Raw genomic sequence first — 11,941 nt, 5'->3', positions numbered from 1 at the left:
TCGAGCGCTCGATCGCCTGGCTGGGCTCCTACCGCAGGTTGAACGTGCGCTGGGAACGCAAGGCCTCCACTTTCCTGGCCATGCTCGGCATCGCCTGCACCCTCATCTGCTACAAGCACCTGGCAAAGCATGCTGATGGCTTTTGAGATGAGCTCTAAGACACGCTGAACTCGTACGGTCCGGAACCTCCAACCCCTTCTACCGATTCCCGGTGGAAGGGGTTTTCCGCGGAGGAGAACTGACAAGATCGCGGATGCTCGCGCGTAGGTCGTGGGTTCACATCCCGCCGTCCCGACAGACGAAGGGCGCTCACCCGTGTGAGCGTCTTGTCGAAGAACACGGGTCCGAGGGCCGCGGCGCCGACGGCTCCGATCCCCCCCAGGCCGCGTAGCCGATCCCGACATCGATCCGCTTCAGGGCGACGCTGAGGGAGAACAGCGTCAGCAGGAAGAAGACCACGGCGGAGATCGACCATCCGATGACGGTGAATCCGGCGCTGCCGCCGACGCTGAGGGCGTAGCGACCTCGAAGATCACGGCGATTCCCAGATAGATCCAGCTCATGGTGGGTTCCTTTCGATGCGGGGCGCGACAGGCGAGTGTGGCGCCTCGTGCCGCGAGCTATGGTGAATATAGCTGCATGTGCATGCATGTATTGCTCCACCGCGTGGTTCCGCCGCCTCCCTCGTCGCCTTCAGGGCGAGACCGCCCGCCCGATGGCGGTGAGCGCCCGCGCCAGCCCGTGTGCGTCCCTTGCGGGTCGTGCGCCGCCGCGTTCGCCAGCAGTCCGGCCAGGCGCTCGTCGAAGGGGGCGCGGGCCGCCCGGAGCAGGGCCTCCCCTTCCTCGGTGATCACCGCGTACACCCCACGGCCGTCCTCCGAGCACACGTCCCGACGCGCCAGGCCCCTCGCCTCCAGGCGCGACACCAGCCGCGTGGTCGAGCTCTGGCTCAGGTTGACCCTGTGGGCGAGGTCGTTCACCCGCAGCTCCTTGTCGGGTGACTGGCTCAGGTGCGTGACCGCCCGGAACTCGGTGAGTCCGACCCCGTGGTGCTCGGTGAGCCAAGCGCCCAGATTCGCGTCCACCGCCGCGACGAAGGCGGCGACCCGCGACCAGTCCGAGCTCACGCCGTGGCTCGTCGTTTCTCCGGTGGAGAAATTATGCATGTGCATGCAATTAAGCTAACGCGCGACGGACGGACCCGCAAGGGCGCGTGCCGGCCGGTCCCGATGGGAGCCAGACCACGCCGGACGCCGTGGGGACCGCGACTTGCTCTCCACGGGCTCTGACCGAGCCCCCGCCGCCCGCCGCGGGAACCGGGAGAGCCCCGCCAAGACGTGTCGCACGGCGAAGTGGAGCCGCGACCTGAGCGCCGAGGGCGCGGAGGGGCACTGGAGGGGTCGCGCCGAACCTGGCCGGGAGCCGGTCACACCGCGGCGCGCTCCGCTCCCGCCCGGAACACACGGCCGAACCCCACAGGCGCCGCCAGGAGCAGGGCCCCTCCGGCGACGAACGGCGTGTGAAGTCCGAACCCTCCCAACAGGCCGCCGGCGAAGACCCCCAGGAGAACGGAGGCCTGGGCGAGGAGCATACGGGCCATGGACGCGCGCCCCAGAATCGGCTCCGGCGTCACCGCCTGAAGGATGGAGACGGCGCTGACGGAGATCGTCGTCGCCGCGAATCCGAAGACACCGAGTGCGACGGCGCCCACGACGACGTTGGGTAACAGTCCCATGGCCAGCAGGACCCCTCCTCCGAGAACGTGGGCGACGATGAGCAGAGGACCGTGGCCGCACCACCGCCCCAACGGAGCACACAGGATCGAGGCGGCGAGCGCGCCCACCGCGGACAGCATCGTGTAGACCCCGAACAGTGCTTCCGCGACGCCGAGAGTCCGGGTGACGTAGAGCACCAGGATGGCCGACACCCCGCCGGTGGCGAACCCGGAGACGGCCGCGGCCACGGCGAAGCCCCGTTGGACGCGGTCGTTCCTGACGAACCGGAGCCCGTCCAGCGCCTCGCGGGTCAGTGAGGAGTGCTCCGATTCCGGTGCCCGCTCGCCTCGGTCCTTCCTCCCCCCTCCGGGGGAACGGGCCACGGCGGGCACGGAGAGCAGGAACAGCGCCCCCACCAGGTAGGCCCCCGCGTTGAACAGGAGCGCTGTTCCCGCGGATAGGGAGAACAGCAGCCCCGCGAGCGGGCCGCCGAGGAAATCCGAGGCCACCACACGGGTCCCCTGTAGGCGGCTGTTGGCGGTGATCAGGAGACTCCGTGCGACCAGCGCGGGGAGCAGCGCCCGGGCTGAGCCGTCGTGGAAGACCTCGCAGACCGCGAGGGCGAAGACGAAGAGGCACAATCCCCAGACGGGGACCGGACCGAACCAGGAGACCACCGCCAGTACACCGAGCAGTGCGCATCGCAGGACGTTGCCGACCACCATGGCTTGGCGCTTGTCGATCCGGTCGATCAGCGCCCCGGCGTGGAGGCCGAACAGCAGCCAGGGAGTGTAGGCCGCCACGGTCAGCATCGAGACCGCGAGGGGGTCGGAGGTCAGGGCAGCGGCCATGAGCGGGAAGAGGGTCAACAGGACGCCGTCGCCGAGGTTGGCCGACGTGTGCGCGACCCAGAAGCGGTGGAAGGCTCCCCCCAACCCCGCCGTCGGCGAATCGTCCTCGGCGTGCGAGGAGTCGATGTCCATGCGCCTATTCGAACCTGGCCTTCCGGGAGCCCTCCAGACTCATCGGCGGATGGGAGAGAACCGGGTCCCCGTTGACGTCCACGGCGGGGACACCGGCGGAGAGGACGTACAGGGCGGTCTCCCGGACCCCGTCGACGCCCAGCAGCCCCTCGACGGCCGAGTCGTTGAAGGCCGCGGTCTGGAAGGGGCCGAGCCCCAGTGCCGTCGCCGTCAGGGCAAAGGTCTGGCCGAGGTGCCCGGCGTTCATCAACATGACCCGATAGGCGCGAGGGTGCCGGTACTTGAAGCTCAGGCGTGCGACGACCGAAGTCAGGACCACGGAGAAGGGCGCCTCACCCACGCCTGACTGCGCGTCGCACGCACGGGTCAAACCGTCCCGGAACTCACCCTCCCGGAGCAGCTCCAGGGAATGCTCCCGGACGTTGTAGTGGTAGATCCCCGGAGCGATCCCGGCCACGCCGGTGACGACCGTGTACGCCTCCAGTTCGTGACGGGCGCCACCGGCGGGGCTGGTTCGCACCATGAGCGCGCCGAACTGCTTGGCGTCGATAAAGTCCTTCACTCCGAAGGTCATCGCCATGAGGGTCGAGAAGACCTCCCGTCCGACAGGCGCGCCAACGAAGTCCCGATGGGTTCTCCTCCGGTAGAGGACTTCCTGGTAGGAGTGGCCGGGATCCTTCTGGTGCCGGGGGAGAAAAATCCTGTCCGCATTCTTGTATTCCTTGAAAATGGGAGGTGACGGGTCTTTCGTGATCTCCTCCCGAACCTCGTCGGTGCTCTCTGTGAAAGGTGCGTCCCTGGTGGAGAAATGGAAGGATAGTCCTTCCTTTCCCCAAGGTGCCCAGGCGTCGAATCCCCCTGTGTCATTTTCGGCCTCACCCTGTTCCTCGGATTTAAGGAACCCGAGCGATGAGAGGGATGTCACCGCACTTTCCAGGACGTTTTCATCCAACCCCAGTTCCTGTGCCACGTCAGACACGGATCGCGACTCAGAAAAGCTGTAGAGAACGCTCGCGGTGACCGGGTCGGTGCTGATTTTTACCTTCGTTACAGGGTTCTTTGCGTAGAAACCAGATGCATCCCAGTAGCATTCGACATGCTCTGCTGACCTGTACTTCAAAGTACTGCTCCCTGTGAAAACGAGGAGGTCGGCCCCGCTCGGGGACCGACCTCCTCTGGCCGCATGCTAGCTGGCGCTGAACACGATGATGATGGTCAGCTCTTCGACGGGTTCGACCTTGATCATGGCCTTCTCCTTAGCTGCTGGAGGCCAGCTCCAACGGGGGGATTTCCGCGGTTAGACCACGGAGTCTGCACGTCGGGCGACGTACAGAGCCTTGGGGTGTCTTCCGTTGTCCAGACCGTCCTCCAGAGCCCCTCCGTGGAAACCTCGGACGGAGACGAACTCCAGACCGGCGGAGACGATGCCTTCGAGGATCCGCTCATGGGTCAGGTGGCGCAGCCGGTGCCGTGTGACGGAGCGCGACCAGAGGTCACCCTCCACCCGCGCGAAGGAGTCCACCTTCAGGTCGATGGTCCCGCCGGGGGAGAAGCCGGCCGGCGCCAGCGGTGAGAAGCAGATGAACCCGTCGTCGGAACTGCGGATGTTGGGAGCCTGGGAGAGCACACGGAAGGCTAGTTCGGTGTTCACTTCCACGATCAGAAGGCCGTTGGGAGCCAGTACCCGCGCGGCCTCGGCGAAAGCGGCGTCCAGCTCCTCGTCCCCGGAGATGTAGTGGAACACCTCGCCTGCGGAGATCGCGGCATCAAATTTCGCAGACGGGAGGGGAAGATCGGCCAAGCCTCCCACGAAAAAATCGATCTCCTGCATCTCCTCTTTTCCCTCAGCGGCCGACACCATCGCGGGAGAGAGGTCGACGCCGGTGACCCTGTATCCGCACTTCTGGAGTTCCACGGAGCTGTTGCCGGTGCCGCAGCCGAGGTCGACCAGCCGTTCTCCGGGGGTGCCGAATTCTTTCAGGAGATCGCTGAAAAGATTCATCCAACGGTAGTAGTCGGAAGTTCTCGATGTCGCGTCATATTGGCCGGCAAGCCTTTCATAGGCTTCCAGCGGGGACATTGAGGGGGGATGAGAGGAAATCTTCGACCTCCAAGTTCAACCTGCAGGCGATTGGGTAAAAAATATGATGGGAACCATCTTCGGTCAAGGATCTGGCCACATTCGGACAGTGATGGAAGTTGCGTGCATCCAAACTGGTGAGGGTCGTCGAAGAACCGCCAGGTCAATGCCGGAATTCGAAACTCCAAGTCGTCGCGATCCCTCAGTATGTTTGGGCGAAACCAAACACCTTGCGTCCCTGTTATGCGAACGTGACTCAACTCGGTTATCCGTCGGGCTCTGGCGTCAGCCCATGACTCCGGAGTCGTCTGAGTTCGCCCGTGAGCACGCGAATGCCGGACCTGAGCTGAGTGCGTGGCAACGATCGGACCCTGGCGCGCGAGAACCGGTACGGACCCAAAGGATCACGGAGTTGTCGAGGCGCCACGGTGTACGAGGCCGCATGCTCGCCGCGACCACCCCTCGCGCTCCACTCCCGTCCTCCGCCTCACCCGCGCGACCGCTCACCCCCCGTGGCCCGAGGGTCATCCGTGCGCCTTCGACGACACCAGAGCCTTCGGGGAGTCGAACCCGGCGCCGTCCCCGCGACACCCGAGGGCGGCCGGGCGTCCCCGGCGGCGAACCCGTCACCCGTTATAACCGAGGTGACGTACGCGATGTGGCACTTCGACCACGAACGGAAAGGGCGCACATGTCGACGAGGACAGCCGCCTCCCTGCGCGCGAACCGCGCGTCCTGGGTTCACAGGATCCGCTACGCGGTGCGCCATCCGAACCGGATCCTGCCCTACGCGCGGCGTGGCGCACGGGACCTGCGCCTCAGGCTGATCCACCGGGACCACATCGCCTACTACCGGGCGGTGATGGCCTCCGACACCGCACGCGATCCGAAGGCGGCCGTGGGCAGCCACAGCCAGGAGCGGTGGCTCGCACTGGGCAGGATGCAGTTCGACTACCTGGTCGAGCACGGGCTGCGGCCGGAACACCGGCTACTGGACATCGGTTGTGGGAACCTGAGGGCCGGATGGCACATCATCGCCTACCTGGACGAGGGCGGCTACTACGGGATCGACATCTCCCCCGACATCATGATCGAGGCCAAGAAGGCACTGGTCGAACACGGGCTCCAGGCCAAGCTGCCCCACCTGACCGTCACACGGGACCTCACCTTCGACTTCCTGCCCGACAACCACTTCGACGTGGTACACGCGCACAGCGTCTTCTCGCACTCGCCCATCGAGGTGATCGACCAGTGCCTGGCCCACGTGGGACGCGTCCTCGCTCCCGGCGGCTTCTTCGACTTCACCTTCGACCGCACCGAGGGGACGGAGCACCACGTCCTGCGGGAGGACTTCTACTACCGGACGGGCACGCTGCTCTCCCTGGCGGAGCGGCACGGGCTCGCCGCCCGGTTGATGGAGGACTGGGAGGAACGGCCGCACGGCCAGTCCAAGATCCGCGTCACCACACGGGCCTGACCACGGAAGACGAGGTCGACCACGGCGATGGTCGGGCGTGCGGCTCGACACACGGTGCGGCCGGCGGTGCGGTCGCTTCGGCACGGATCGGGAATCCGCCTCCTGCGACCCACCCGCACCGATGTGAGCCAACCGACGGTGCGGGCGACGGGACTCAGCGCATGCGCGGCCTCCCCGGTCGGGTCCACGACCCTCTCCCACCACCGGGTGGCGGCGTGCGCGGACCGAACGCCGAGAGTGTGACCACGGCGCCGTAGACGACAGAGCACACCAGGAGGACGGGGGAGATCCCGAGCAGGGCGATGGCCGCGCCGACCACCGGAGCGCCGACCGGCGCGGCGAGCCGGGTCAGGGCGCCCACCATGGCTGTTCCACGTCCGACCAGGTGTGCGGGCAGTCGTTCGAAGACGACGGCGGCCAGGATCGGGTTGACGAGCCCGCCGCCGAGCCCGGCCACGCCCCACACGGCCACGGTCAGCCAGAGCGGTGTGTCCAGGGCCAGCACCAGAATGCGCGGCGGGCCGGTGAGCGCGAGCGCGCCGAAGAGGGTCAACCCGCGCGGCAGCCGATGGCCCACCCCGACCGCGACCAGCGAACCGAGGACCGAGCCGCCGCCCAGCACCCCTGCCACGAGCCCCACGGCCTCGGGCCCGAGGCCGTGCCCGCGCACCCACAGGGGAAGCGCGATCGTCATCACCGCCGTGTCGATCAGGTTGGTCACCATGATCATGACGACGAGGACCCGCAGCGTCCGGTCGCCCCATACCGCACTCCAACCCGCGTGCAGGCGGGCCGGGTAGCCGCCTTCTGCGTCGGCGTCGCCTCCCGGGCGCGTACGCGGGGCCAGCGCGGCGAGGACCGCCGACGCCAGGATCATGAGCGTGCCGGTCAGCAGCAGTGCGGACAGGGCGCCCAGGAGCCCGACGAGGGCCCCGGCGGCCACCGGTCCGACGCTCTGGGAGAGCCGGTCCACGGTCCCGGTCAGGGCGGTGACGCGCTCCAGACGGGTCCCCGTGGCGGCGGCGACGGACGGAGCCATGGAGACCTTGGCGGACTCGGAGGGGCCGGTGGCCAGGCCGACCACCGTCACGAGCGCCAACAGCAGGGGGAAGGGCAGCAGCCCGCCGCCGTGCAGGAGGGGGATGGGCAGGAGTGCCGCGGCGGCCACCAGGTCCAGACGGACGCTGACCGCTCGTTGGCCGACGCGGTCGAGCGCCGGTCCGCCGAACAGGCGGGCGAGCGTGTAGGCGCCCATCTCGAAGAGCGTGACCAGACCCATGTGGGCGGGGCTGTCGGTGGTCTCCAGGACGAACCAGGGGACGGCGACGAGGCTGATCCGGGTGCCGGTGAGCGCGAGGGCCTCCGCGCTGACCAGACCGACCAGGGCGCGGCGGCTCACGTCCGGTTCCGCGCGTCGTCCGGGTCGGGGCTGGGGAAGGCGGCGAAGTGGACGCGTACGACACGGCTGCCGGGTGCCTCGGCGTCGGCCCGCTCTCCGGGCTCACGCGCGTAGCGGTCGAGGACCTCGCGGATGTCCTCGCGCAGGGCGGTGAGCTCGTCGACGGTGAGTTGTGTGCGGCGCTCGCCCATGACCTGGGCCTCACGCCAGCCCTCGGGTTGGGAGGACCACAGGTGGACGGCCGCTCCGAGGTCTTCGCTCCAGCGCGCGGCCAGGGCGAGTCGGACGGCCGTGCTCAGCTCAGGGGCCTCGGTGTCCAGGTGTTCGGGCAGGCGGAAGCCCGTGTGCGGGGCGCGCCACCAGCGTTCCCGTGGGGTGCCGAGCTCGGGCGCCTCCTCGATGAAGCCGTGGGCGTGCAACTGGCGCAGGTGGTAGCTCGCCGAAGCGGACGCGATGCCGAAGTGTTCGGAGACGGCCTTGCCGGTCGCGGGGCCGTGGACCTGGAGCAGCGTGAGTATGCGCAGGCGCAGGGGGTGGGCGAGCCCGCGCAGGGAGTGGGCGTCCAGGACCGCGGCGTTCTCGAAGGGGTCGGGGACGGGGGTGTCGTGGGGGGTGTCCATGGTGTGAGGGTAGATGCCCAAGAGTTCTTGGCCAAGAGGTGTTGGCCAAGAGTTCTTGGCCAACACGGGCCCGCACCGGGTGGCCTGGTCGGGCGGCCGACTCGCCGGAGGGGCCGCGGTTCCGTAGGGTGAACACCGCCGTTCCGGCGTTCCTCCAGGTCACAGTGGCATGTGCGCGATCTGCGTGGATATTCCCGGCATTAGGCATATGGCGCCCACATCTCGTATGGTCTGCGGAGTACCCCTCGCCCCACAGGCGCCATTCCGTGAGCGACGTGCGCGGAGGGCCCCCGAACCCCCACCCGCGCGCGGGTTCGCCAGCGGTACCACTCATGGAGCTGACATGACTCGCATCCCCGGATCGCCCTCCGTCCGCACACGGCGCGGCGCGCGCCTCGCCGCGGCCGTCCTGTGCGCGGCGGCGGTCGTGGTCCCCCAGACCGCCCACGCGGACCCCGAGGACCCGGACATCGACGAGCTCAACGCCCGCGCCGAGGACCTGGCGGAGACCTACGACGGCGAACTCCTCCAGTTCGAGGAGATCGAGGAGCGCGCCGAGCGCGCCCAGGAGGACCTGGCCGAGGTCGAGGAGGAGCTGGAGCGGTCCCGGTCCGAAGTGGCGCGCATCGCCGCCGGGCAGTACATGGGCACCGGCTTCGACCCCGCGCTCGACGTCGTGTTCAGCAGCGATCCCGAGGACTTCTTCACGGACGCGGCCATGGTCGAGCAGCTCAGCCGGAGCCAGGCCGGCCAGATCTCCCACCTGGTCGCCCTCCAGGAGGAGCGTGCGGAGATCGCGAGCGAGGCCGGGGAGGAGCTGGCCGAGGCCCAGGAGCTCATCGACGACCTGGAGGGGCAGCGCGAGGAGGTCGAGGCGCTCATCGAGGAGTACGAGGCACAGCAGGTCCCCGAGGCGCCCGCGACACCGGCCACCGGAAGCATCCCCGACAGCGTGCGCGGTTGGGGCTTCGACGGGGCGACCCCGCGCATGGCGGCCATCCGCGACGAGGTGATCCTCAACGTGGGCGTCCCCTACGAGGTCGGATGTGCCCGCGACAGCAGCGACGACCACGGATCGGGGCAGGCCTGCGACTTCATGGTCGCCGTCATCGGCACCCACCCCTCCGGCGGGAACCGGGGCGTGGGCAACCAGATCGCCCAGTACGCGATCGACAACGCCGACCGGCTCGGCGTCAAGTACGTCATCTGGGAACAGCGGATCTGGCACTCGCAGAACCGCCAGTGGGTCGCGATGAACGACCGGGGCAGCGTCACCGAGAACCACTACGACCACGTGCACATCTCGTCGTACTGATAAGCGTGCGTATTGCATCAGATGCACTATTCGCACACCCCGTGAAGCTGTCCATGCAGGTCAAACAGGGGCACCGCCTCCTCCTCTCCTATCGCGTCGCGCCGCATCGACAACGTCCGCTGACCTGCGTTTTCTGCGTTCCACCCCACGCTCCTCACATCAGATGCGAGGAGGTCTTTCGGGTGAAACGGGTGGCTATCGAAGGTGCCGCGCACCTGGTCCTGACCGAGGGCGTGGTGCCGCTACATCCGTCCGAAGCGGTCTACGACGCGATGCTGACCGGGTGGCAGCGCCAGCAGCTCAGCCGTCAGTTGGCCACGACGACGATCACGACCCGACGAGGACTGGTCCGCCGGTCCGCCGGTTCGCCGAGTTCACCGGGACCTTCCCCTGGGAGTGAGGGGCCATCAAAACTCCGGACAGCTTCTCTTGTGAACTGTCAGACGGCGAGACGATAACTCAGATGCTCGTCCTCAACCTCTTGGGGACGCTGTCCGGAAGCTTCGAGGCACCCCACCCGGACGGCCACTGCATCCGGCCACACTCGCCCGCCGACTCCGCGCCCTGGGCATCGACCCCCGTGTCAACCGCAACGGGGCCCTGACGCACCACGCCCGCCAGCTTCCTCCGCCGGTCTTTGGTCGCCTTCTCGGGCTCGCCCCCGGCACAGCGCAGCGTGGGTACAGATCGCCGGCGGCAAACGGGCTCGCTGCCGTCCGCGTTCCGGGTAACCGCCCCTCTGAGCGGTGGGGCCGATCGTCATGACCGGTTGCCTTCATTGATCCAGATCAGGAAGCTTTCGCTCAGGTTGAAGAAGACTCTCCGCCGCTACCCCCGCGGCCGGGTGTGGTCTGGCCGAGCGCCGGGTAGCGGTCTCTACAGGAGCCGTTAGACGAACGCGGTCGCGTCCGGCCGGACGCGCGGCGTCGCGGGAGGGGGAACCCGCCATGGCCGAGCAGGAGGTGGCCGTGGAGACGGCCGGGGTGTCGCTCGGCGGGAACCTGGCCACGCCCGACGCGCCCGCCGGCGCGGTGGTCTTCGCCCACGGAACCGGTAGCTCGCGGCACAGCCCCCGCAACCGCATGGTGGCCTCCGTCCTCCAGGAGAGCGGGTTCGCGACGCTGCTGTTCGACCTGCTGACCGAGGACGAGGAGCGGATCGACCGGATCACCGCCAGGCAGCGCTTCGACATCGACCTGCTGACGGGGCGGCTGTCGGGTGCGGTGACCTGGCTCGGCGGACGCGAGGAGACACGGGAGCTGCCGGTCGGGCTGTTCGGTGCGAGCACGGGGGCCGCCGCCGCGCTGAGGACCGCGGCGGACCACCCTGACCTGGTCGGTTCGGTCGTGTCCCGAGGGGGCCGCCCCGACCTCGCGGGAGCGGCGCTCACCCGCGTGCGCGCGCCGGTCCTGCTGGTGGTCGGGGGCGCTGACCGCCAGGTGCTCGCGCTCAACGAGATCGCCGCCCAGCGGCTCGGCGGCCCGCACGAGGTGTACGTCGTCCCCTACGCCACGCACCTGTTCGAGGAACCCGGGACGCTCGACCAGGTGGCCGTCGCGGCCGCGGACTGGTTCGCGCGCACCTGGTCGCGGACGTCGACGGCGCGCGGGATCGCACGGAGTGAGCCCCGCCCCACGCGCCCGCACGGGAAGCTGAGCGGTCCGAGCGCGCTCGGGGATGCGATAGGGTTTCACCTGTTGGCGGTGCCGGGAACGGCTTCCGGCCAGCGGTACGGGACGTAGCGCAGTTTGGCAGCGCACTTGACTGGGGGTCAAGGGGTCGTGGGTTCAAATCCCGCCGTCCCGACAGATGAGGGGCGTTCACGCAGGTGGGCGCCCCTTTCGCGTTGCCTGTGACGACAGTGTCCGTGGTCTCGCCCGGAGCCATCGGCTGCTACTCTGTGTAATCGCACGTGTTCGATGCGACGATGAGATGACCACATGAACAAAGCACTGGTGACCGCTCTGCTCGCCCTGGGCGCCTTGGGACTTGCCGCGCCCGCCCACGCCGACACCGACTCGAACTTCGGCGAGGGGGTGAACGCGGCCGACGGCTGGGGCTTCGTCCCCGCGGCCGTGTGCCTGCAGGAGGTGGCTCAGGTCCCGGCCCTGGGCGATGGGGTGGGCGGCCATGCGAACCACTGCTCCAACGGCAACGTGGTCGGCCACAGCGGATAGTCGGTGGATCTGTCACCGTCCGCGACGCCGCGGGTCGGGGTCGATGAATCGCCGATGACCTGTCGCGCACCGAAGCCACGCGCAGTCGGCGTCCTTCTGATCCTCCAGACTTTGTACCGGATCGGCGCCTGTGCCCCCACCGCGTTGAGGTGAGGGCGGTGACCGTTCCGCTGTT

The 11,941-nt window shown here is 68.5% G+C and carries 11 protein-coding genes and 1 tRNA gene; 5 read left to right on the top strand and 7 right to left on the bottom strand.

Annotation, left to right across the window (positions count from 1 at the left end):
- Positions 1-309: 309 nt before the first annotated feature.
- The 5 genes from BJF83_RS31010 to BJF83_RS10190 form a co-directional block, all read right to left on the bottom strand.
- Positions 310-651 (bottom strand): DMT family transporter, encoded by a 342-nt coding sequence (locus tag BJF83_RS31010; RefSeq protein WP_394329321.1) that lies wholly within the window; start codon positions 649-651, stop codon positions 310-312.
- The gene (locus tag BJF83_RS10205; RefSeq protein ID WP_262391451.1) at positions 621-1,127 is read right to left on the bottom strand and encodes a MarR family winged helix-turn-helix transcriptional regulator; all 507 of its coding nucleotides are present in this window, start codon (positions 1,125-1,127) and stop codon (positions 621-623) included. The genes BJF83_RS31010 and BJF83_RS10205 overlap by 31 nt, the downstream gene beginning before the upstream one ends.
- A gap of 299 nt (positions 1,128-1,426) precedes the next feature.
- Positions 1,427-2,698: an MFS transporter gene (locus tag BJF83_RS10200; RefSeq protein WP_075926089.1), complete on the bottom strand. Its 1,272-nt coding sequence runs from the start codon at positions 2,696-2,698 to the stop codon at positions 1,427-1,429.
- Between the two features lie 4 nt (positions 2,699-2,702).
- Positions 2,703-3,818, bottom strand: coding sequence for a SagB/ThcOx family dehydrogenase (locus tag BJF83_RS10195; protein WP_075926088.1), 1,116 nt, complete (start codon positions 3,816-3,818; stop codon positions 2,703-2,705).
- A gap of 177 nt (positions 3,819-3,995) precedes the next feature.
- Positions 3,996-4,700 carry a class I SAM-dependent methyltransferase gene (locus BJF83_RS10190; RefSeq protein WP_075926087.1) on the bottom strand — a complete coding sequence of 235 codons (705 nt, stop codon included), beginning with the start codon at positions 4,698-4,700 and terminating at the stop codon, positions 3,996-3,998.
- Positions 4,701-5,469: 769 nt separating this feature from the next.
- Here BJF83_RS10190 and BJF83_RS10185 point away from each other — a divergent pair.
- Complete coding sequence (locus tag BJF83_RS10185; RefSeq protein ID WP_075926086.1) at positions 5,470-6,255, top strand: class I SAM-dependent methyltransferase; 786 nt, start codon at positions 5,470-5,472, stop codon at positions 6,253-6,255.
- Between the two features lie 154 nt (positions 6,256-6,409).
- Here the strand turns inward: BJF83_RS10185 and BJF83_RS10180 are convergent, their stop codons facing one another.
- Entirely contained in the window at positions 6,410-7,654 is a 1,245-nt protein-coding gene (locus BJF83_RS10180; RefSeq protein ID WP_075926085.1) for an MFS transporter, read from the bottom strand.
- Positions 7,651-8,274, bottom strand: coding sequence for a helix-turn-helix domain-containing protein (locus tag BJF83_RS10175; RefSeq protein ID WP_075926094.1), 624 nt, complete (start codon positions 8,272-8,274; stop codon positions 7,651-7,653). The genes BJF83_RS10180 and BJF83_RS10175 overlap by 4 nt, the downstream gene beginning before the upstream one ends.
- Positions 8,275-8,617: 343 nt before the next feature.
- Here BJF83_RS10175 and BJF83_RS10170 point away from each other — a divergent pair, with 343 nt between their 5' ends.
- From BJF83_RS10170 to BJF83_RS10155, 4 genes are all read left to right on the top strand, one after another.
- A complete protein-coding gene (locus BJF83_RS10170; RefSeq protein WP_075926084.1) occupies positions 8,618-9,589 on the top strand; it encodes a hypothetical protein in 972 nt (323 codons plus the stop codon).
- A 947-nt stretch (positions 9,590-10,536) separates the two neighbouring features.
- Complete coding sequence (locus BJF83_RS10165; protein ID WP_083678477.1) at positions 10,537-11,331, top strand: alpha/beta fold hydrolase; 795 nt, start codon at positions 10,537-10,539, stop codon at positions 11,329-11,331.
- Positions 11,322-11,395, top strand: a tRNA-Pro gene (locus BJF83_RS10160). The genes BJF83_RS10165 and BJF83_RS10160 overlap by 10 nt, the downstream gene beginning before the upstream one ends.
- A 134-nt stretch (positions 11,396-11,529) precedes the next feature.
- Positions 11,530-11,766, top strand: coding sequence for a hypothetical protein (locus BJF83_RS10155; protein WP_075926083.1), 237 nt, complete (start codon positions 11,530-11,532; stop codon positions 11,764-11,766).
- Positions 11,767-11,941 lie beyond the last annotated feature (175 nt).

It is taken from the genome of Nocardiopsis sp. CNR-923 (assembly GCF_001942255.1).
Classification (GTDB): Bacteria; Actinomycetota; Actinomycetes; order Streptosporangiales; family Streptosporangiaceae; genus Nocardiopsis.
The sequence above is the reverse complement of the archived record's forward strand: the minus strand, read 5'-3'. Positions and strand labels throughout refer to the sequence as shown.

Coding starts and splice junctions, on each gene's coding strand:
- BJF83_RS31010 (WP_394329321.1), bottom strand. CDS start 651: ATGCATGCACATGCAGCTATATTCACCATAGCTCGCGGCACGAGGCGC.
- BJF83_RS10200 (WP_075926089.1), bottom strand. CDS start 2,698: ATGGACATCGACTCCTCGCACGCCGAGGACGATTCGCCGACGGCGGGG.
- BJF83_RS10190 (WP_075926087.1), bottom strand. CDS start 4,700: ATGAATCTTTTCAGCGATCTCCTGAAAGAATTCGGCACCCCCGGAGAA.
- BJF83_RS10185 (WP_075926086.1), top strand. CDS start 5,470: ATGTCGACGAGGACAGCCGCCTCCCTGCGCGCGAACCGCGCGTCCTGG.
- BJF83_RS10175 (WP_075926094.1), bottom strand. CDS start 8,274: ATGGACACCCCCCACGACACCCCCGTCCCCGACCCCTTCGAGAACGCC.
- BJF83_RS10170 (WP_075926084.1), top strand. CDS start 8,618: ATGACTCGCATCCCCGGATCGCCCTCCGTCCGCACACGGCGCGGCGCG.
- BJF83_RS10165 (WP_083678477.1), top strand. CDS start 10,537: ATGGCCGAGCAGGAGGTGGCCGTGGAGACGGCCGGGGTGTCGCTCGGC.
- BJF83_RS10155 (WP_075926083.1), top strand. CDS start 11,530: ATGAACAAAGCACTGGTGACCGCTCTGCTCGCCCTGGGCGCCTTGGGA.